This is a genomic window from Microbacterium canaveralium, assembly GCF_047238045.1.
Lineage (GTDB): Bacteria > Actinomycetota > Actinomycetes > Actinomycetales > Microbacteriaceae > Microbacterium.
Map to the genome: position 1 here is coordinate 1 of NZ_JBDFMA010000003.1, position 21,035 is coordinate 21,035.

General features: G+C 66.5%; 18 protein-coding genes and 1 pseudogene. 5 read left to right on the forward strand and 14 right to left on the reverse strand.

Translation table 11 applies throughout. From position 1 onward, the window contains the following. Nucleotides 1-59: 59 nt before the first annotated feature. Entirely contained in the window at nucleotides 60-1,295 is a 1,236-nt protein-coding gene (locus tag ABC271_RS00890) for an IS256 family transposase (RefSeq protein WP_046746337.1), read from the reverse strand. 130 nt (nucleotides 1,296-1,425) lie between these two features. Here ABC271_RS00890 and ABC271_RS00895 point away from each other — a divergent pair, with 130 nt between their 5' ends. After that, the gene (locus ABC271_RS00895; RefSeq protein WP_459564427.1) at nucleotides 1,426-1,692 is read left to right on the forward strand and encodes a hypothetical protein; all 267 of its coding nucleotides are present in this window, start codon (nucleotides 1,426-1,428) and stop codon (nucleotides 1,690-1,692) included. A 310-nt stretch (nucleotides 1,693-2,002) separates the two neighbouring features. Here ABC271_RS00895 and ABC271_RS00900 read toward each other — a convergent pair whose 3' ends face one another. Together ABC271_RS00900 and ABC271_RS00905 are read right to left on the reverse strand one after the other, a co-directional pair. Further along, nucleotides 2,003-2,788, reverse strand: coding sequence for a TIGR02391 family protein (locus ABC271_RS00900; protein WP_412923049.1), 786 nt, complete (start codon nucleotides 2,786-2,788; stop codon nucleotides 2,003-2,005). 179 nt (nucleotides 2,789-2,967) lie between these two features. After that, nucleotides 2,968-3,957 (reverse strand): Abi family protein, encoded by a 990-nt coding sequence (locus ABC271_RS00905; RefSeq protein ID WP_056207437.1) that lies wholly within the window; start codon nucleotides 3,955-3,957, stop codon nucleotides 2,968-2,970. Between the two features lie 198 nt (nucleotides 3,958-4,155). Between ABC271_RS00905 and ABC271_RS00910 the strand changes: the two genes are divergently transcribed. Beyond that, entirely contained in the window at nucleotides 4,156-4,617 is a 462-nt protein-coding gene (locus ABC271_RS00910; protein ID WP_056518829.1) for a hypothetical protein, read from the forward strand. Between the two features lie 69 nt (nucleotides 4,618-4,686). On the opposite strand, the gene ABC271_RS00915 is transcribed toward ABC271_RS00910, so the two are convergent. The 7 genes and pseudogenes from ABC271_RS00915 to ABC271_RS00945 form a co-directional block, all read right to left on the reverse strand. After that, nucleotides 4,687-5,004, reverse strand: a complete 318-nt coding sequence (locus ABC271_RS00915; RefSeq protein WP_156454719.1) for a hypothetical protein — start codon at nucleotides 5,002-5,004, stop codon at nucleotides 4,687-4,689. Nucleotides 5,005-5,011: 7 nt separating this feature from the next. After that, a complete protein-coding gene (locus tag ABC271_RS00920; protein WP_412926187.1) occupies nucleotides 5,012-6,508 on the reverse strand; it encodes a hypothetical protein in 1,497 nt (498 codons plus the stop codon). A gap of 189 nt (nucleotides 6,509-6,697) precedes the next feature. Continuing rightward, a pseudogene (locus ABC271_RS00925) lies at nucleotides 6,698-7,159 on the reverse strand (TniQ family protein); the annotation flags it as partial. Beyond that, on the reverse strand, nucleotides 7,156-8,211 hold the full coding sequence (locus ABC271_RS00930) for an AAA family ATPase (RefSeq protein ID WP_162237841.1): 1,056 nt from the start codon (nucleotides 8,209-8,211) through the stop codon (nucleotides 7,156-7,158). The gene ABC271_RS00930 and the pseudogene ABC271_RS00925, both read right to left, overlap by 4 nt. Nucleotides 8,212-8,312: 101 nt before the next feature. After that, nucleotides 8,313-10,466, reverse strand: a complete 2,154-nt coding sequence (locus tag ABC271_RS00935; protein WP_056518834.1) for a helix-turn-helix domain-containing protein — start codon at nucleotides 10,464-10,466, stop codon at nucleotides 8,313-8,315. After that, nucleotides 10,463-10,858, reverse strand: coding sequence for a hypothetical protein (locus tag ABC271_RS00940; protein WP_412923050.1), 396 nt, complete (start codon nucleotides 10,856-10,858; stop codon nucleotides 10,463-10,465). Before ABC271_RS00940 ends, ABC271_RS00935 begins: the two co-directional genes overlap by 4 nt. Beyond that, the gene (locus tag ABC271_RS00945) at nucleotides 10,859-11,206 is read right to left on the reverse strand and encodes a TnsA-like heteromeric transposase endonuclease subunit (RefSeq protein WP_412923051.1); all 348 of its coding nucleotides are present in this window, start codon (nucleotides 11,204-11,206) and stop codon (nucleotides 10,859-10,861) included. It lies immediately after the preceding gene. Nucleotides 11,207-11,538: 332 nt separating this feature from the next. On the opposite strand from ABC271_RS00945, the gene ABC271_RS00950 reads away from it, so the two are divergent. Further along, the gene (locus tag ABC271_RS00950) at nucleotides 11,539-11,859 is read left to right on the forward strand and encodes a hypothetical protein (RefSeq protein ID WP_156454721.1); all 321 of its coding nucleotides are present in this window, start codon (nucleotides 11,539-11,541) and stop codon (nucleotides 11,857-11,859) included. A gap of 213 nt (nucleotides 11,860-12,072) precedes the next feature. On the opposite strand, the gene ABC271_RS00955 is transcribed toward ABC271_RS00950, so the two are convergent. From ABC271_RS00955 to dnaB, 4 genes are all read right to left on the reverse strand, one after another. Further along, on the reverse strand, nucleotides 12,073-13,599 hold the full coding sequence (locus ABC271_RS00955) for a ThiF family adenylyltransferase (protein WP_412923052.1): 1,527 nt from the start codon (nucleotides 13,597-13,599) through the stop codon (nucleotides 12,073-12,075). Between the two features lie 244 nt (nucleotides 13,600-13,843). Then, nucleotides 13,844-14,836 carry an SMODS domain-containing nucleotidyltransferase gene (locus ABC271_RS00960; RefSeq protein ID WP_056518837.1) on the reverse strand — a complete coding sequence of 331 codons (993 nt, stop codon included), beginning with the start codon at nucleotides 14,834-14,836 and terminating at the stop codon, nucleotides 13,844-13,846. Then, nucleotides 14,836-15,831, reverse strand: a complete 996-nt coding sequence (locus ABC271_RS00965) for a CBASS cGAMP-activated phospholipase (RefSeq protein ID WP_412923053.1) — start codon at nucleotides 15,829-15,831, stop codon at nucleotides 14,836-14,838. The genes ABC271_RS00960 and ABC271_RS00965 overlap by 1 nt, the downstream gene beginning before the upstream one ends. Before the next feature lie 354 nt (nucleotides 15,832-16,185). Then, a complete protein-coding gene (dnaB, locus tag ABC271_RS00970; protein WP_412923054.1) occupies nucleotides 16,186-17,556 on the reverse strand; it encodes a replicative DNA helicase in 1,371 nt (456 codons plus the stop codon). A gap of 593 nt (nucleotides 17,557-18,149) precedes the next feature. Between dnaB and ABC271_RS00975 the strand changes: the two genes are divergently transcribed. Together ABC271_RS00975 and ABC271_RS00980 are read left to right on the forward strand one after the other, a co-directional pair. Further along, the gene (locus ABC271_RS00975; RefSeq protein ID WP_412923055.1) at nucleotides 18,150-19,214 is read left to right on the forward strand and encodes a hypothetical protein; all 1,065 of its coding nucleotides are present in this window, start codon (nucleotides 18,150-18,152) and stop codon (nucleotides 19,212-19,214) included. 83 nt (nucleotides 19,215-19,297) lie between these two features. Next, nucleotides 19,298-20,893 carry a chaplin family protein gene (locus ABC271_RS00980; protein ID WP_412923056.1) on the forward strand — a complete coding sequence of 532 codons (1,596 nt, stop codon included), beginning with the start codon at nucleotides 19,298-19,300 and terminating at the stop codon, nucleotides 20,891-20,893. Nucleotides 20,894-21,035: the final 142 nt, after the last annotated feature.

Below are 21,035 nucleotides of genomic sequence, written 5' to 3' on the forward strand. Positions count from 1 at the left end.
GGCCGCGTCCGTTTGAGTGGTGGTCTTTCGCTTCGTTGCGATGATCAGCTGTCGTTAGTTTAGGCGGCGGTGATCTCGGGGAGTATCACCGCCTCGTCGATGGTGGGGGTGGTCGCGGTGAGCTCGGTCATGGAGGCTTCGGAGAAGTAGCGGCGGTCGGCGGCTTCCCATTCGTCGTGTTGCTCGACGAGGACGGAGCCGGCCAGGCGGAGCAGGGCGGCGTTGTTCGGGAACACGCCAACGACGTCGGTGCGGCGCTTGATCTCCCGATTGAGGCGTTCCAGCGGGTTCGTGGACCAGATCTGTCGCCAATGCCGGGCGGGGAACGCTTTGAACGCGAGGATGTCGTCACGGGCGTCGGTGAGCATCACGGCGGTCTTGGGGTGGACGCGCTCGATCATGCGCACGACTTCGTCGAACTGGGCATCGATGTGCTCGGCGTCGGGTTGGGCGAAGATCGTGCGGATCACGCTGGCGACCATCTCCTGCCGGCCCTTCGGGAGGGCGGTCAGGACGTTGCGCATGAAGTGGACGCGGCAGCGCTGCCAGGCGGCGCCCTGCAACACGGTCGCTGCGGCCTTCTTCAGTCCGGCGTGGGCGTCGGAGATCACCAGCTTCACCCCGCCCAGACCTCGTGTCTTCAACGAGCGCAGGAACTGCTTCCAGAACTCCTCGGTCTCGCTGTCTCCGACATCGAAGCCCAGCACGACCCGCCGCCCGTCAGCGGCGACGCCGATCGCGACGACGACCGCCTGGGACACGACACGGTGGTCGATGCGGACCTTGCAGTAGGTCGCGTCGAGGAACACGTAGGGGTAGGCGATGTCAGACAGCGAGCGGTCGCGGAACGATGCGACCTCGGCGTCGAGCCCTTGGCAGATGCGGGACACCTCGGACTTCGAGATGCCAGTGTCAGCGCCGAGCGCTTTGACGAGGTCATCGACCTTCCGGGTTGAGACGCCGTGGAGGTAGGCCTCCATCACGACCGCGAACAAGGCTTGGTCGACCCGGCGGCGCCGCTCCAGCAGCGACGGGAAGAACGACCCCTGCCGCAACTTCGGGATCCGCAACTCCAGATCCCCAGCCGTGGTCGACAGCACCCGCGGCCGGGAACCGTTGCGGGTAGTCGTGCGCTCGCTCGTGCGCTCGTAGGGGGCGGCGCCGATGAATGCGGCTGTCTCCGCGTCGATCAGCTCCTGGTAGAGCCGCTCGGTCGCGGCTCGGATGCGGTCGGTGGTGCCGGTGAGCTTCAGTTCCCCGAGCAGCTCGAGGAGGGCAGACTGGTCAAGAGCCATCGTGCGGTGTCGTCTTTCTGTGTGAGTTCTTGGTCGTTCTCACTGACCATCGCACGATGGCTCACCCCGTCGCGGTCACGACGCCGCGGGCCCGAAAGACCACCACCCCGCGGGACTCCAGGCGGGATTCGTGCTCTCCCTGCTGTGGATGTCCCTGGCCGGCACCGCCGCGACCACCGTCGCCTGGTACGCGGAGACGCAACGGTCCCGGCTCGACATCCTCACAACATGGACGATTCTCGTGCCCGTCTTCGGGATCGTCCTGTCCGTCGGGCTCTTGCAGGAGACCCAGAGCGTGCTCGGCTGGACCGGCACCGCCATCGTGATCGGCTCCGTCGCCCTCCTCACCATCCCCGGCAGACACGCTGACCGCGCGTCCCGTCGGCTTGAAGGTTGAGCGCCCGCCTGGTGGCGCCCCGCCACCACCCATCAAACCGACGTCCCAGCCCTGGCCGGGTGATGTAGTCGTCAAGCTGGTCGGACATGCCGGTGACGTGGCCGCAACGAACAGCCCGAGATGCCGGTACACACGACCCATCGGACAAAACGAATAGCCCGTCCGCCCGCCGCCGGTGGAAATTGCAGCTCCTATCGAGAACCCTCACCCTGGCGGTCCGTCGCGCAGAAGGACGGCGCCCGAGAGCTCAGTGTAGGTTCCCGTTGGATTTGGTGAAGAGTTCCGCGATTCCACCGTAGGTGGCAGCGGTTCAGGGTCGTCGAGTGCGGGCCGCGTCGAGACGCCGGTGGATGTACGACAGGGTGGAGAAGACATCGAGTGCGTCCGGCTCGCTGACGGGCCACGCCACCCGGGGTGCGTGCGCGGTCGGGTTGCGGAATGTTCCGATCACCCCTCTGAGGAGGTTCGCGAACCCGGTGTGTTCACTGGCCTCCGACTTCGTCTCCCAGTCGTTGATCGTCACCAGCGGCCGGCCCTTGGACGACGAAAAGCACGCATCGATCAGCTCCGAACCATCCAGGATGAGCCCGGTCATGGTGCGAAGCCGGTCGCACGCACCTTTTACTGCCTCGGAGACGGCGTGGAAGGTCGATTGCCGGATCAGTTCCTCCCGGCAGTATGCGAGGACTTGGTCGTGCACGCCACGACGCTGTGATTCGGCGAGGAGCCGACCCGTGAGCGCGGCGACTTCATCGAATGTTGTCGCCTTGCGTCCGAGACGAGCGACGCGGCCGTCGTCTCGGATACGGAGCCCAGCCAACGACAGTGCCGGGTCTACGACATCCCTCAGTTCCTCGAATCGTTCTTGCCTGCCCAGGTAGCGGCCGATGGACATGGATTCGGCCACGAAGCGGATGATGCCGTTGCTTGCGTTGTCCTTGCGCTGCTGGTTGATCAGCGCGACCGCGAGGCGATGCCGCTTCGTCATGTCGGGGCCGGGATCATCGAAACCCAGCTGCACCAGAATCCTCCCGATCTCCGAGCCCGTCAGCCCGATGCTCGTCTCGCCGAGAGCGTCGGCGATCGCCGTCACCACGCCCTCTGATAGCGGTGCGTGTCGTGTGTTCGGCATGTGCCTAGCTTCGCGAATCCCGCAACCGGGTGCGCAGCACGGGGAGATGTCGCGGCGTGGATGATCGCGCAGCCCGTCTCGTCCTGCGTCCGCGCGTCACCGCTCCGGCAGCGGGAGTGTGAGCGGGCCACCGATGGAGGTCGCTATTCGCGCCAGAGATCCATCTCCGACCATCGCGGGTGCACGCCGAGAGCGTCGACCGAGAAGTTCTTCGCGGCGGGAAAGGTGTCCAGGAGTGTGACCAGTCGCCGCGGCCACCCAGACTTGGCGTCGATCGAACGAAGGAGATAGGCGGTGACGGCCAGGGCGTTGTAGAGGCCGTAGACAGCCTTCGACGACTCCTCGTCACGGAGATGGTCCAGGAGGGGGACCACGCCGACGCCCGGCCGGCTGGGAGCCACCACCAGTTTCCGGTTGAACAATCGCGCATGGTGAGCGGCGACGTTGCGCACATAGTTGAGGCTGGCAATCCAGCTGGCCATCACTCGTTTGGAAGGCACCGCGTACGCGTGCGCGATCTTCGTGGCGCGCGAGTTGCTAAGCCCGCCGTAGAGCCGACCGAGATGACCGAGCTCCAACACCTCGGTCAGCGCCCAGATCGGCATCTGACCGTCGTACTTCTCCCGGAAATGGGCGACGAACGTCTCATCCGACCCGCCCAGCCGACTGTCCACTCGCCGCAACCATTCCCGATGCTTGCTCGTCTCCTCGCCGGTCTCGGGGTCCTCATATAGTTCGGTGAACGAGGAGACGAATGTGTCCGCGTCACGATGCGCGAACGGGGACCCCTCGCCGAGTACGTACCCGATCTCCATCCGGAGGGACACCTCTATTCGCTCGACACCATCCATCACCAGCATCCGCAGTGCGCGGTCGAAGTCGATCAGCTTGGCGGCATGCGCGAGGGAGGTGCCGGGCAGGTACTCGTTGAGCACCCGAACCCGGGATCTTCCGTCGTCGCTCTCGTATCGTTCGGAACGCCGAAACGGGTACAGATAGCCGGTCAACCGGTAGTACCCCACCGCTCGGAGCAGCTTCGTCGCTTCGGTGCGGTCGCCGATTTCGATGCCGCGGCTGACGAGCTTGTCGGTCTGGGCGTCCACCGACAGCCAGGGCTTGGTGTACTCGACCATCATGCCCACGGTACAAAGAAAATCAGCCCGAGCCGTGAGGCGAGCGGGCTGATCGTGATGACTTTAGGGTAGCACGAGCAGGCGACAGCACGTCCGCATACATCCTCGAGTTCGACTCTGCTGCAGTCGCGGTGGAGGGTGTGGACGCGGCCGTGCCCGGGTGACAGACTGCTCTGTTCTGCTTAGGAAGGGTTTCGCATGTCACACGATGATCACGGGGTTGATTGGGAGCAGGCGATCGACGACATGATTCAACGAAACACCGAGTCCGCCCCCACCGAACCAGGCGTCTACCGGATGCCGTGCGGGAACTGCTACGTAGACTTCTTCCTCGCCTCGGACGGCTCCGAACGCTGGCTCGTCCCCGGAGACGAACGCAGCTATACGCGCGACACAATCTCCACCTTTCGGCACGGTGAGCACCCGTGGGAGCGGATGTACACCCTCGCGCACGCCGCCGCCGAGATCCGGCGCCGCGCGACCGCGGAAAGCACGTCAATCGAGGTACTTGTCGGCGACCTGGAGTCGATCGCGGATGCCGAGGATGCAGCGGAGGAAGAAGAGATCGCCCGCATCGTCCGGGAACGTCCCGCCGACAGTGAGGAGATCCCGCTCGCCGAACTTGCCCAGAAGTTCGGGATCGATCTCGACGAACTCTAGCTATGTCTAATCAGGTCTACGGAAACGGTAGACACAGCTAGATTCCGCTAGACACCCGCCCGGCCAGGTTCAGCTCTGGTCCCACGCCTCCACCAGGTACCGAGTTGCGTCTGCGAGGTTCGCTACTTCCTCGTTTCCAGACACAGCGAAATTGATCTTGATGTCGGCGCCGGTCGCGTAGAACACGTACGGGTAGCCGCCGTCGTGGAGAATCTGCGCACGTCCATCTTTCGCTGACTCAAGGAGATGGTCGACCCAGGTCCGGTATGGGACGTACGCGAGTCGGCGGGCGATCACCGCATTCAGGTGGATTGTTCTTTCCTCGTTCGATTCGAGTGCGATCCGACCGATGTCTTCTGCGGAGACACCGGCCGCGATCTCGTACACGTATGCGTCATATCCGAGCATCGGCCGATCCCGTTCCTCGTCGTTGGGATGATGTATGCCGTCCTCCACGTGGTCTGAGGTCGATGCCGGCGGCACGTAGGTGGCGGTTGGCTGTCGTTTCGCTGCATCCAGCGATGCGTGCGATCTGCCCGATGGTGTGCTGATGCGTCTCGTACTGCTCGCGCAACCAGACAGGATCAGGGGTGAAGGTGCGGGGTCGTCCTCGACGGGTTTGGGTGCCCGCGTCGGCGAGTATGCGACTCACGGTCTGCCGGGACACGTTGGCATCTGCAGCGATCTCGGACGTCGACGCTCCTGCCGTGTACGCCCGCACCATGTCGTCTGGCGAGCTGGACTTCATGGCAGCTGTTCGCGCTGGGCGGCTCGGCGGCCACAGGGTTGAGGCGGTTTGCGCGCTTTCCGTCCGGGCCGTGTCGGCGACGGGAGGGCACCACGTGATCGGCTCGTGGATGCCGTTGGCGATGAGGAAGTCGGCGGCGATCTGCTCTAGCCGGAGGCGGCCCTCATGCGGCAGCGCTTTCACGAAGCGGGCGACGGATCGTGTGCTGACTCCCGTAGCTCCCCACTCGGCCGGGAGCGTGCGGAGCGGGTTGCCGGACAGTGTCCGGTACAGGAACGCACGAGCCACCCGCCACCGCCGTCCGCCGCCCGCGGATACGCCCACCGCCCGGCACGATTCCCGCCACTCGGCTTCTGGTAGCAGTCCGGTGTAATCGAGGGAGCGGCGCCGGGTGTAGTCCACGGGCACGTCGTGGGTGTCCAGGAACGCGACCAACCGGAGGATCGCGTGGAGCGTGTGGACGTCGTGGGCGCTGCGGCCGAGGTCACGCATCACGTGCGTGACTTGCCGGACCGGTGCGTCCGGATCGAGCAGAGCGAGGGCTGCGGAGTGTGTGAGCCGTGTGCCGGTGAACACGACAGCCGCCGCCAGTGCTGATGCCGCGATCTCGTTTGTCACGCGGAGCGGCGCGTGGTGGGCGATCCACTCGTCCCACAGCTGTGCGGGTACCGTCCGGGCGCGTTCGGCCGGCCCGATCCCGGAAGGTGGCGCGGACTGCAGGAACACGGTAGGACGGCGGCGTCGCCCCAGCGCGGTGGCGATGAGCGTCTGTAGTTGCGGGGTGTTGGCTGTGTACGACGTGCTCTGCGCGACGCGTCCCCGCAGGAGGGTAGCAACGGTCTCAGGGTTGGCCAATGCCGTCAGCGCGAGGGTGGTACCGGCTGCCGCCCCAACTGCGGACTCCGGTCGCGCCCGGACGGCCGGGGTCCAATCCTCGCTCGCCCGGAACAGCTGGACGGCATCTTCCCCGAGCGCGCCGGTATCGATGCCGTCGTCAGCGACCATCGCGTTCCGTGCGATGCGAGACAGCAGCCGGACGTCTTCCAGCACGGCCACTGCTGGCTGCGGTGCGCCCACGTAGATCCCGAACCGTGCGCTCCCGGTGGAGATGATCCGCATCATCGCCCGCTGCGCTTCCAACACGGCGCGAGGGACGGGAGCGGGTGTCGGGTTGTCGGTGAGGTCTGCCCGGCATCGGTTGGCCTGGGGGCCTCTCTGCGGACCCGGGATCGGGTTGTGGCAGCGGCCGGGAACCGGAACGAGGGCGAGCGGGTGAGCGCGTTGCCGGGCGGGACGATCGCATGCGCGGCATCGATCTACGAGCAGGCGACGATGGCGGGCGCACGCAAACCCGAACGGGAACTGCCACGACATCCGCCATCGCCCACCTGAGTCGACCAGGCACTCGGGGCAGTATCGTCCCGTAGTTCCCGCAGCCGGGCATTGCGCGCTTATCCGCCCCTGCCGGGTGAAACGGATCGCGTGGCGTGCAAACCTCATCCTGGTCATCTCATGGAACTGATCTGTGGGGATGCCCGTCGACGCTTCGAGTCGGGAGGCCTGGTCGGCGGTGAGGGTAGTGGCCCACATGTCCGCCATCCATGCAGTCGCGGAGACCGCCAATCCTTTCTGCTGCTCGATGAGGCCGAGTGCGCAAGCCATCTCGTTCATCGTTGCCCCGTAGGTGGCCGCCATCTTCTCCAGCCAGGAGTCGAACGGCTCATCCGGCAGCGGCCGCACTCGGAACGGCAGTACCCGCACCTGATCCGAGGGCGTTGCCGTCGTCGTGGTCATGCGGTCGCCGCCTCTGCGTCCTGATTCTTGCGGCGGCGGTGTGCTTTCTGGGTTCGCGATTGCTGTTCGAGCTTGGCCTCAAGCTCGCGTCGTTCGGTTTCGGCGCCTTCGTCGATGCGGATGTCGTCGAGCAGTTCGCGGTCGATGGATTCCCGGCCGGTGCGGATTGCGCGAGATGCGCCGCGGCGGATCAGGTCCATCAGGGAGCCGATGTTTCCAGTGGTGCGGGCGAACAGGTACCGCGATAGGTCCACCAGCATCCCAGGGCGAGCGTCGGTGAGGACGAGGGATTGTTCGATGCCGAATAGCAACCGGCCCCATTCCTCCCTGCCGCGTTTGTGGGCGAGAGTGAACGGGCTCAACCCGAGCACCGTCCACCGGCGGAATGTCTGTGCCATCGCCGCTTCCCTCCCGGTCTCACCTTCACCTACCAGGCCGCGGGCGCGCAGGGCGACGCCGGCGAACAGGAAGGTGGCGTTGTACTCGTTGGCGAGCCACTTGAGCTGGTTGGCGACCTCGACTCCGTCACGGGTGCGCATGTTCAGGAAGTGCAGGTCGTCGATGATCACCAGCCGGGTGTCGTGTCGTTCGATGCATTCCGCTGCCGCCCGCGCCAGGTCACGGCCGGCCATCGACCGGTGCAGGATGCCGGCGGTGGCGGGGTGGGCGTAGAAGCCGAGGATCATCATGTGCAGCCCTTTGATCGTCAGCCGCCCGGTCAACGTGACGTGGCACACCGGCAAGTGCCGAATATCCCTGTCCGGGTCCAACCAGTCCCCGACCTCCGCGTTCCGCTGCTGATGGAACATCCGGCCGAAGTTGTTCACCACGGTCGACTTCCCCAACGCTGGCGGCGCGTCAATCGCTGCGGCGGACTTGACCCGGTCGGAGTCCTGCAGGTTCGAGTCGAGGATGTCCGCCAATTGCACCTCGATGTCCTCCACCTGCCGGGTGCGCAGCAGGATGTTCGCATGCCAAACTCGCCGCTCCAGGTCGTACGCCGCGCGTTCGCGAGCCGGCAACGAATCCAGCTGTAGGCGGGTGAGCTTCATGGGGCGAGTGCGGGGTGGACGGTCAGCGAAGTCCGTCCAGCCCTCGTAGGTGGACAGGCTGCGCTGACGGGGCGGCAGCTGCGTCTGCGCACTTGGGGACGTCATCGGAGCATCTCCATCGGTTCGAAGTGATAATCGGCGCGGATGGTTGGTTCGTCGATGTCGTCCTCATCGTCGTCATCGCCGGTGTCCGGCGAGGCCACCCGACGACCGGGGTCCTGCATGGGGCCGCTGAGCTCGGTGGCGAGATCAGATGAGCTCGACAGTTCCGCGTCCAGCAGCCGCTGGACCGTGCGCAGCGACCACACCCCGTCTGGGTCGGGCTCCCGCTCATTCAGCTGGGCGGCCATCCGGGCGCTCATACGCCGCTCCGAAGGGGTCAACCCACGCCCGGCGCCCCAGTCCTCCAGCAGCTGCGCCGCGACATCGTCGACCCGTGAGGGACGACCCTGGCGAACCGCGATCTTCTTCGCGTACTCCAAAGCGTCAAGGCTGAAGGGCGTGTCGAAGCTGCCTTTATGCTCCCACTCGAGGGTGTGCCAGGTGTGATCCTCCGGGTCGTGAAAGTAGATCTTGGTGAGGTCGTCCGGGTTCACCACGAACGGCCACTCCGTGCCCTTGTCACGGTGGATCGACCGGGCACGGTTGCGGTACTTCGCGACGGAATCACCGGTGTAGCGCAGCTTGTGGATCTCTACCCCGTAGTGATTGAACTGCCGCTTCACCACCGGCAACAGTTCCAGGAGCACGTTCCGGTCTGCCGGCATCCGCAGCGCCCCCGCCACCGCGAGGCCCTGGTCGTACCGTTGTGCAGGGCTCATCTTCACACCGGGCAACCCAGGGTCGACGAGGGAATCGTGCGGCCGGAGGTGATAAACCGTCGCGATCCACTCGCGGATGATCTGCTCCAACTGCGGGACCGTGTACACCGCCTCAGCCTCGATGTCGTCGCCGCGACCGGACACGTCAGCGCCCTTGTAGCCAGGGAGCTCTTGGAGGAGTGAGTCGAGGGTGCGGAAGAACCGTTCGACCGGGCTCTTGTCGGTCGGCTGGTAGATGCGGGCGGGCTGGATCGAGATTCCTAGCCGAGCGCATGCCGTGGTGACGTGTTCGGACAGGAACGGGCGGCCGTGATCGATCACGATCGTTTCCGGCAGGATGCCCGCCCGAGTGAACCGGGCAACACCGGTGCGGGCGGGGTCGACGAGCACCGTGTCGGGGAGCCCGTGGTACGGCCAACGAGCTGGCGTGCCCCAGCTCTTCGGGATCTCGAAGGGCTGCATAGCTTCGGCGAGGACGCCGGACACGTCGATGGACTTCGTGGAACCCGGCGTGAGTCTCAGTCCGAGGATGCACCTCGAGTAGAGGTCGATCGCGACGGTGAGGTCCGCGCACACCCACTTTCCGGTGACCGGTGCGACGGCGAACACGTTCAGCGGGGTGGTGTCCAGAAGGACGAACTCGCCCGGGCGGGTCGCTGTCAGGCGGCCGTAGGGGGCGGAGGGCCGGTTCGCTATTGATCGTTTGGCTTTCGTGGACCCGGAGAACGTTGCTCGGCCTCGGGAGAGCTCGTCCAATGCCCGGTATCCGCTGGCGGTCGACGGGAGGGTGACGACCTCGGGTCCGTGGACGCGCTCGACGCGGGCGGCGATGCGGGCGAGGATGATCTTCTTCTGCACCTTGGACTGGTTGCCCTGTTCATCGATCACGGTCCGGGCGGCGTCGACCCAGCGCGGATCGAAGTTCGTCAGGGCCGCGCCCGTCCGAGACCTGCGGGTGTCGATCAGGCCCGCCTCGCCGGTGTCGCGGTAGCGGGATACCCAGCGTTCCAGTGTCCGCGTCCCGATGCCGAGCTCCTTGGCCTTCGCGGTCTGCCGTTCTCCCAATGAACGTTGTGGGTGGTACTCAAAGCGCGGTTCTCCCTCACGGGCGATCTCTCGACTTCCCGATCTGTATCCGGTGAGTACCTCGCGGACATGATCGGCGCGCTCATGGGCGGCCGCCTGGGCGGACTCGGTCGCATCAGACCAGACGAGCATCAACGGCTGCGACTCTTCGTCATCGGGAAGTCTTCCCGGGACGTGCGCGGTACCGCCCTCCGAAGCAGGCCGCAGCACGTCGAGCATCCGCAGCCGGCGAGTACTCCCGTCCGCGGTGCGGACGATGACCGCTCCATCCCCGATCTCCGCGACGGTGCACATTTCGCCGTCGTAGACGAGCTGTGCGCCCGGGGCAACCGTCCATGTCTTCTTCATCCCGACTGGTCCTCTCTGGAAGATGGCGTCAAAAGGCTGGCGGTCGACAGGGGCCGAGTCAGGTCGGCGTTCAGATGCCGCACCCACAGCAGATGCAAGACGAGGGAACGCGCGAACCTGATGTCACCCTCTATAGGAGCTACGGCTCGCACCGCCTCTCCAAGGGTGAGAGGAGTGTGGAGAGTGCCGGTCGCGGCGGCAACCTCGGCGTCCGGAAACTGGAATCGGCGCCGGTAGCCCGCGAGGAACTGCACGTTGGCAAGCATCACGGGGTTGGGTTCGGATTGCACCCGGTATTCCCAGCCGTGCCCCTCGATGACTCGCCGGGACCACGCCAACGAGTTGTGAACCTTTGGTCGCGACAGCTTCTCGGCGGGCTTCACGTCGACCACTCACGCCGAGTCATCGGCGTGAATAAGCAGGTAATCCGGAACGTGCCTCCGCGCCGTGCCTCGGTCATCTCCGTCGACCAAGAATGGCTGTGACAAGATCCACACCACCCGCGGGTCGAAGTCCGCCAACAAGAGGTTCGCGTACTCGAGCCGCGATTCGTACCCGACCGGCGCCTCCATCGTCGCCGACCAGTAGGAGCCAGAGAAGTGCCGTTGCTTGCGGTACCAGCGAAACTCCCGCCACGGCACCGCCGTGTCGAACTGACGAACACGAAGATCACGCAGGTCACTGACGTCGACGCGATCGTCGGACCTGCGGATCCGAATGGTTGCCTCTGCCCCCGTCACGAGCCGAGGACTACCCGGCGCGAGACCTCACCCGAACTACCACTCGCGGGAGACCGATCTGTGGACATACGGCCATCCTGGAGGCCTATCGACACAAGCAACCATGAACGAATCCCACGCAATTACGTAAGTCACGTCGTACCGAATCGCACTTGTGGCAACGGCGTTTACGTAGTACGTGACATACGTTTCAGTGAATGTCACATTCACTGTACGCTCGAAACCAGCGGAGTCAAGTTGTGTAGGTCAGGTAGACAACACCGGAAGGAGAATGCCTCAGAATCACCTTCGCGTAGGTGCCGGGCGTCGGCGACCTATGCGAAACTCGGGGCATGACGATAGTGGAGCCGATCGCACCGGAGGAGTCCCGTCTGTTCTTCGGCAACAGCTACATGAACGCCGTCGTCATCGAGATCGCCGCACTCGAAGGCGAAACCTTCTCACCCAAGCAGATCGTCGAAGCGACCGGGTTGCTGGGGAGCATCGTTCACCCGCTGATCCACAAGCTCCGCGACGCACACTTCCTCGAATTCGTTGGCCGCGTTCCGGGGGAGCGGACCCTGCTCTACCGGATCCGCGACAACTACTGGTGGGAAGCGGCACGACGCTACGCCGCGGATCGACAGGCGACAACGGAGCGCGCGGCCTCCTAAGCGTCCGCCGCCCGCCGTCCGCATGTCGCGGCGCCGCCCCTCGTTGCCGTAAGAGCGTCGGCAACCCCAACGCCGCAACACGAAAGCCCACGACCTCGGGCCCTAGTCATCCACGCCCGCGCAAACATCGCCGGTGCGATCGCTGCAGATGGATCTCCGACAGGAGAGTCATCCGCGCCGACGCGGCAAAACGCAACCTGAGACTAGCTCCGGTCAGGCAGCGAGCCCCTCGCTGATGTCCGCGGCAGTCACGGGGACGAAATGATGTCGGGGTCCTGCTGAGGCGTGCGGCAACGCGATCAGGTGTGCGCCGGCGGTGGAGGAGTCTGCGGCGAGGTGTGTGCCGATCAGGCTGGTGAGGACTCCGGCCACGGCGGCCAAGTCCGCAGCGGAACCATGAAAGGTCGGCACCGAACATCCCCGGGTGGGGACGATCTCATCACCGGCCAGAGGGTCCCGCCACAACCCGTGGTACAGCTCGAGCGCCGGATCGGCGCCCACGACCCGACCCACCCGGTCGTCCACAGACGACGGCGACCCAGCGCGGGACGGGCAGATCGTGACCAACCCAAGGGTGCCGGACGCGACATCGGTGGCGACTTGGGCGATCACCGCCCGACGGTCCGGCACCTCTGCGGTGGCGTCCAGGAGGGTCGTCACGGCGTTGCTGACCGTCGCGTCGATGACGATGTCCGCGTCGAGCGCGGCGCTGAGGTCTTCGGGGATCGCGCCGGCGGCGACATGGACGACGATGTCGTCACGAAGCGACCGCAGCCGTGTGGCGAGAGCTTGGGCCTTGGTCTCGCCGATGCTCGTCTCGGTGTAGTTCTGCCGTACCAGCAACCCACCGGTCACGACACCCGGGTCGCAAATCGTGATCTCTCGGGCCCCTGCCCGGACGACGAACTCGGCGATCCAGGATCCGAGACCTCCGCACCCCCACACGTGCACGGACTTTCCTGCGAACCCGTTGACGGGACGGTCCACGTCGCGTCGCGTGGTGACGGCTTCTCGTTCATCAGACATGTTGCACCATTCGATCGGCACCTCGACGTCGAGGAGGGTGGGATTCAGGTCCAGCGCCGTGCCCCGCGTCCGGCCGACTTTGCGCAGCGCGTTCGCGACAGCGGGTGTGAGCCGGCCGCAGAGCAGATGCGGTGGCCCGCCCGCACCGTGCGGGACGGCGAGGACGAAGTACTGAGGCGAATCCGCGGGGCTGCGCAGAGCGGCGGCGATCAGCATCGTCGTGAACGCCGGACCGAGCGGGGCATGGCGGCGCACCGGTCCGAACGCGCGGGGTGTCGCGACGTCCGCGGTCGGGTAGTCAATCAGGTATAGCAACGGCACCAACGACTCGGTCGCACCAAACGGCAGGTCGGAGAGCAGTCGCACCACCGGCACGATCATCTCGCCACGGTTACGCCAGGTGAGATCCAACCGTGCGTCGGTTCGTCGGTGCAGCGTCGCGGTCGTCACGCGCAGCGCCGGGAGATCATCGCGGGCGACGATCGTCGGTGTGCCCTGGGTGCGGTGCAGCACCCCGCCAACGGCGTGGTACATGGCCGTGGACGGATCGAACAGTGCCGCGGCGGCCTCGGCAAGCCACCCCCAGAGCCGGTTCAAGGTCGCGCTGACCCCGCTCTGTGGGTGCCACTCGCGGGACGGGTCCAGGTAGATGCACAGTCGACGCCCCTGCAACACGTGCGGGAACCCGAGGAAGCGGGTATGGGTGACTTCCACGGTCGGGGGGAGAAGGGGCTGGTCGGGATGCGCAGCACGAAAGGCTCCCAGCCATGCAGCTGCAACCCGTTCGCGGCGTGCTCGATCGTGTCGGTGTTCAGCTCGATCGGGACGCAGGCATCACCTTCAGGTCCCTCGCTCGCCGCACCGCAGCGCAACTCGTGCGGGCGTGCTCTGGCGAGTGCCCGTAGTTCCTGCAGCTGGGTCACCTGCCAGGGCGCGAAGGTCGGCTGCTTTCGCTTGGTCATCCCGCGCGCCCCGACCTCCCCGTTGTGGTCTCCTTCGTCGGGGCGGCCGGGGCGAACTTCGCAGGGCCGCTGCCGGCTGGTGCCTTGAAGCCGTCGCCGAACAGCGCCTGCCACTTCTGGACGCTGCGGTCCTTGTCCGGCTCGGCGTAGGCGTCCTCGATCTCGGCCGCGTGGACGTGGATGCGGTCCCGGAAGTACGAGTACGTCTCATCGGACCACCGGTGGTCGAAAGTGACTCCTGATCCTGACGGGTCGGCGATTGACGGCCGGTTAGGTCGAGCCTGCAGCCACTCGTCAAGATCCGTGACGATCGTGCGCAGCGCGGTGGGGAGGTTGCTGTAGCAGGACGGGTCGCTCATCTTGCTGAGCTCGCTGACCCGCTCTCCGAGGAGTGTGGTGAGCAGGATCGATCGGGTGCCGGTGAAGGAGTTCTTGTGATCGCGGAGGAACTTGATGAGGCGGATGACGCGGCGCAGGTTGCCGCCGGCGATCTGGTCCTGTTTCTTCATCCAGTCCGTGAACCCCTGCGGGTTGGTGTCTTCCCAGATGTTCTCGTCGCGGTTCACGATCACCTCCCGCCAGCCGGAGAGGATGACGTGCGGGACGATGTCGACATGCATGTCGTTCGCGTACGAGACCCGCACGCACCGGCACTTGCGGGCTAGGGGCATCTGCCCGTACTTCGGATGCCGCTTCAGGGCGTAGTAGACCTCGTCGATGTACGTCTTCGGGCTGGTGGACCAGTCCGGGTTCTCCTCCATGTCGAGCATGAAGTCGGCGTCGAACTCCTTCCCCTTCTGGGGCTGGATGATCGTGCGATGTGCCCACGATCCCTGCGGGGTCTTCCCCAGGATCATCGCCCCGATCGTCGCATCCGCGGCGATCGCCGCGTAGATCGCGTCCACCCTCGTCTCGAGAGTCTCCAGCTTGAACTGGCTGAGGTTGACGGTGTCCTTTAGAAGGACATCGAAGTGGTCGGCGAGCTGCATCAGTGGGCCTCCGGTTGATTCTCGGATGTCGATCCCGTTCGGGTAGGGATCGAGAAGGCAGGTGTGTAAGCCGCGGCGCGGTGCGCGGCGAACTGCGCCTGGTACGTCGGGCTGAGAATCCGGCTGGCCGACGCCGCCAACCCGACCACGTCGTCGCGGTCCACCGCGTCAAGCGCGAACGCACCCCTCGGAGTCGGGGCGTCGAAGCGTACGTAGTTCTGCTTACCGACGAGGTGTTCGGCGATCCCTTGACCGCCCCGGCTGCTCGCGTTCAAGATCATGGACGCGGCCGGCTTCGCCCACCCGAGCAGACCAGCCTCGTCGAGATGCTTCCCGTGTGAGGCATCCGGCTCCATCGTGCCGACGTTGAGAACACGGACGTTGCCGATCGACGCGCCGAGCATGCTCGTCGCTTCCGCGATCGCAACCACCGACGGGTTGTTCGCCCACACGCCACCATCGATCAAACGCAGCCCACCCACCCGCGCAGCCGGGAAGTACAGCGGGGCCGCAGCGGTCGCGTTCGCGACATCCACCATCGAAGTCCGCCAATCGCGTCGGAGCCGATCATGGTGCGGCGTCTTGAAGACGTGCACACCTCCCCACTGCACATCCCACGACGGCACCACCAGGCGCTTCCCGCTGTCGCCGACCCGAAGATCGCCGAACACTCCGGCCAGAGCGGCGCGCAGCGCGTCGGCGTCGTACACCGGCCGGAACAACTGACGGCCGCGACGCCACACACGGCGACGCGAATGCGGGAAGACCCGTTCGATCAGCAGCTCGTAGTGCTCGACGATCTCCGCGGGACGAAGCCCGGCGCCTAGTGCGAGCGCGATGATTCCACCCGCAGACGTACCGGCGATCAGGTCGAACGAGTCCGCAACAACAACACCGAGGTCCTCCTCGAGCTGGGCCAACACGTGGGCAGTGAACAACGCCTTCGCGCCGCCACCGTCCAAGGCGAGGACCTGCAGGCGACCGGCCCAAACCACGTCAGCCCCACGCCCAGCCGCATCAGAAGAGCCATCAGTCATCTCGTTCACCGCCGGCGTGGTGTTGGTGGAATTACATACGTGTAATTATGATACGCCGTTCCACCGACACTCACTCGGTTCGCGAGAACCAGGCGATCGAATCGTCGCCCCCCGTGACGTCGCGAAATTCGCAACTCGCTCGACGGACGTCGCGGAGTTTGCGGGGCCAATCGAGGACCGAAACCTCCGCCCGGCACATACGGCGCCTCGCGTCCGTCTACAGACGTCGTTCTCAAGAACATGACGGATCCGCCACTTGTCCGCCACTTCATCTGAGAATCCGCCATCTTCGCCGAGAACCTACACAGTCGATCACATACCCGGCGCCATATCCGCGAACCGCGAATAGTGCCCCTGGAACGCCACCGTGATGGTGTCGGTGGGCCCGTTACGGTGCTTCGCCACGATCAGGTCCGCCTCGCCGGCGCGGGGGCTGTCCTTCTCGTACGCGGCTTCGCGGTGGAGGAGGACCACCATGTCGGCATCCTGCTCGATCGAGCCCGACTCACGCAGGTCGGACAGGGCCGGCTTCTTGTCGGCGCGCTGCTCGGCACCACGGTTCAGCTGTGACAGCGCGATGACGGGAACCTGAAGCTCTTTCGCCATCAGCTTCAGCGCACGCGAGAACTCACTGACCTCCTGCTGACGCGACTCGACGCGCTTACCGCTCGTGAGCAGCTGCAGGTAGTCGATGACGACCATTTTCAGACCCTCGCGCTGCTTGAGGCGACGGCACTTCGCGCGGATCTCGACGAGCGTCATATTGGGGCTGTCGTCGATGAAGAGGGGAGCGTCGTTGATACGACCGCGCGTGGCGGCCACCGTCGTCCAGTCGCGCGAGTCGAGGGTTCCCTTGCGCATGCTCTGCAGCGGAATCGCGCCCTCGGCGCTGAGCAGACGCATCGCGATTTCGCTGCGCCCCATTTCGAGCGAGAAGAAGATGGTCGGCATGTTCGCCTTGACCGCGGCGGCACGGGCGAAGTCGAGCGCGAGCGTCGACTTACCCATGGCGGGGCGCGCGGCGATCACGATCATCTGACCCGGGTGCAGACCGTTGGTCAGCTGGTCGAGCCCCGCGAAGCCGGTCGGGATGCCGGTCATCGACCCATCACGGCCGCGAGCGGCCTCGATCTCGTCGACCGCGGCATCCACCGCCACCGTCAAGGGCACGTAGTCTTCGGCGCTGTCGTCGCCCGAGACGTTGTAGATCTCGGCCTGCGCACTGTTGACGAGCTCGGTCGGGTCGCCCTCGCCCGCGTAGCCCATCTGCACGATGCGGGTGCCCGCCTCGACGAGACGCCGCAGCAACGCACGCTCGGCAACGATCGACGCGTAGTAGCCGGCGTTCGCGGCCGTCGGCACGATCGAGGTGAGGGTGTGCAGGTAGTCGGCACCTCCGGCGCGCTGCAGCTCGCCGGTCTTGATGAGCTCGTCGGTGACGGCGACGACGTCGGTCGGCTCGCCGTGCGAGTAGAGCGTGAGGATGGCCTCGAAGATCAGCTCGTGCTTCGGCACGTAGAAGTCGGGCCCGCGGAGCGTCTCGATGACGTCGGCGACCGCGTCCTTCGAGAGCAGCATGCCGCCCAGCGCGCTCTGCTCGGCGAGCATGTCGTGCGGCGGGGTGCGCTCCGGCCGGGGCTTGGACCCCCCGAGACGCTCGTCGGCGATGTCGGCAATCGACACAGGCACTCCTTCTCCGTTTCGGACGCACGCCCCCGTGGGCCGATTCGCGCACAGAAAGCGCACGGAACAACTCGGCATCACGATCTCGGGACAGCATCGAATCACCGACCTCCGACATCGGCGACCCTGCGCTGACGCGCTGCTCCGATGGGATGCACCCACGCTAAGGACGACCCCTCCTCCACGCAAATGACCCTGTGGATAACTCTGTGGACAGCTTGCGAGAAACGCCGCGATTGCTGTGCACAACTCCTGTGGACAACTCCGTGGATGATGTGGAATCTCCTTCGCGAATCAGGCCGCGACCAGGCATTTATCTGTCCACAGGAAACCTGTGCGAATCCTGTTTGAAGCCCGGGTTGAAGGTTCTCGGACTTGACAAAAAGGTGTGTACAACCCGGTGGAGAACTGGGGCCAAGAGCTACTGGCAACCCCGCCTCGTGTCAAGTCACATTCACCCGCGGCGTGTCGCTGCGTTACGCAGTGTCCATCTCCCGATAGCTGCACGTTTCCTGTGACTCTGTCCTCCTCCGGCTCCGAGGCGTAGAGTCGCGCGTCATAGATCAACGTCGATCGACTTTGGGGAGTCAGACATGGATGCCGCGGCCCGGCGGAGCGCGATACCGGCGCTTCGTGTGCTCGGCCTGGCGTTCCTCGCGGCCCTCGCGGGGGTCCTCCTCTCGCTCACGTTCTCCACCTCATCAGCATCGGCGAACGACGAGCCCGGCTCAGGCCTCCTCGGCGCCGTCTCGCACACCGTGAACGAGACCACCGGCGCGGTCGGCGGAGTCGTCGACACCGTGGCATCCGTCGTCCAGGCCGTCGAGCCGGTGACGGCTCCGGTCGTCGAGGTCATCCCGGAGCCCGTGAGCGAACCCGTCCGCACGATCACCGAGAGCACAGTGGATGCCGTGAACGCGGTCGTCGAGCACGTCGATGAGACCGCGACGAGCGCGGTCGACACCGTTGCCGACACGGTCTCGGACGTCGCCGCCTCACACCTCGTCGGAACGGTCGTGGACCCTGTTGTCGACACCGTGGTCTCGGTTCCCCTGGTCGGCGATGTCGTGTCGGGGATCGGCCTCGACGACGTCGTGACCGGGGTGGTCGACACCGTCGACGAAACCGTCCCGGCGGTCGTCGGAACCGCGCCCTCCACCAACCCCCTGCTGCCGCCCCTTCCCGGCGGCAGCGACCACCCGCTGCTGCCCACTCCCCCGGGCAACGGCGTCGAGCCGGCCACGCCCGCCGAGCCCGGACCCGGCGCCACGCCGACCGAGCAGGCGGTCCCTGTCGCACCCGAGCCGGGAGCATCCGCGTCGGCGCCCGTCCCCGCGGCGAGCGCCGCAAAGCCCGCCACGACCGATGCTGTCCGGACGGCCGCCGCGGCCTTCGCCGCGGCCACCACCACCGTCCTGGTCGAGAGCTCCGTTCACAGCACGCCACTTCCCGCCGAGATGCCCGTCACGTACGGCCTGGGCGATGGCATCCCGGGCTCGGCTTCGGCATCCCTCTCGTCCGGCGGCACGGGCCCGACGGCCGCGCGCCTCGACGACCGCACGGGGTCGCCGACCTTCGTTCTTCTCTTCCGCAGCGCACCCGTCGACGACGATCTCCCCGGCGCTCCCACCTTCGCCACCGACGTCTCCCCTGACTGAGGCGGTCCGCGTCGTGCCCCGGCACGACAGACGGTCCCCCGCGCGTTCCGCGCACCTCATTCACACCTCAGGAGAGAACTCTCATGCGAAAGATCTACTCGCGCGCCATCCTCGGTGCGCTGATCGGCGGCGGCTTGGCCGTCGTCGGAGCCGGCATGGCCAATGCCGCGGAGACGTCGGGCACCGACGGCCTCCTCTCGGGAGACCAGGCGATCATCTCGGTCGACCTGCCCATCACCGTCGGCGGCAACGCCGTCTCGGTCATCGGCGACAGCCACAGCGAGGATGCCGACACCTCGGCACCCGCGTCGCAGCCGTCGCCCGATGCGACCACCGAGGGAAGCGACAGCATCCTCGGCGGCAACCAGGGCCTCGTCTCGGTGGACGTGCCCGTGACCGTCGGCGGCAACGCCGTGTCGGTCATCGGTGACAGCCACACCGAGGATGCCAACACGTCGGCACCCGCCGAAGAGGCGGCGCCCGCGCCGGTCGGCGACGTCTCGACGGACGGGACCGACAGCATCGGTGGCGGCAACCAGGTCGAGGCTCCGGTCTCGGTGCCCGTGACCGTCGGCGGCAACGCCGTGTCGGTCATCGGCGACAGCCACAGCGAGGATGCCACCACCACCGGCGGCGAGACATCCGGCGACGCCGTGGGCGACGTCGAGACCGACGGATCGGACAGCATCCTCGGCGGTAACCAGGCGGCCCTGCCCGTGTCGGTGCCCGTGACCATCGGCGGCAACGCCGTCTCGGTCATCGGCGACAGCCACACCGAGGACGCGACCACCACGGGCGGCACCAGCGGCGGCACCTCGGGCGACGTCTCGACCGACGGAACCGACAGCATCGGCGGCGGCAACCAGGCCGTTCTGCCCATCGCGATCCCGGTCACCGTCGGCGGCAACGCCGTCTCCGGAATCGGCGACAGCCACACCGAAGACGCCACCACCACGGGTGGCACCACCGGCGGCACCGTGGGTGACATCGAGACCGATGGCAACGACAGCATCCTCGGCGGCAACCAGGCGGTCCTCCCGATCAGCCTCCCCGTCACCATCGGCGGCAACGCGGTCTCCGGCATCGGTGACAGCACCTCCGAAGACGCCACCACCACCGGCGGGGGCACGGGCGGCCTGATCGGCGACGTCACCACCGACGGCGGCGACAGCATCCTGGGCGGCAACCAGCTGATCATCCCGATCAGCCTCCCCGTCACCATCGGCGGGAACGCGGTCTCGGTCATCGGCGACAGCACCACCGACGGCTCGGAGACCGGCACCCCGGGCACCCCCGGAACACCGGGAACCCCCGGCACCCCCGGCACCCCCGGCACCCCCGGAACACCGGGGACCCCCGGCACCCCCGGAACCCCGGGAACGCCCGGCACCCCCGGCACCCCCGGCACCCCCGGCACCCCCGGAACCCCGGGAACGCCCGGAACCCCCGGGACACCCGGCACCCCCGGAACGCCGGGAACGCTCGGCACCTCGGGCGTGACCGGCTCGGTCGCCTCGGTGTCGTCCGTCTCGGCGATGTCATCCATGGCCTCGGGCAACAACGGCGCGCTGGCCGTCACGGGACTCGACGACGGCATCATGTGGGGCCTGCTCAACGCGGCGCTGATCATGCTCGGCCTCGGAGGGGTGCTGATCGCCCGCCGTCGCCTCACCGCCTGACACCCGTCGGGGGGGCTATGGCCTCTCCCGACAGGGCACCGGATGCCGCGGCTCATTGAGGGCGTGGCATCCGGTGCCTGGCGTGTCCGGACTCGGCCCGCCGCCGCACCCCACCCGCGATCCGCACGCGGTGGCGCCGCGC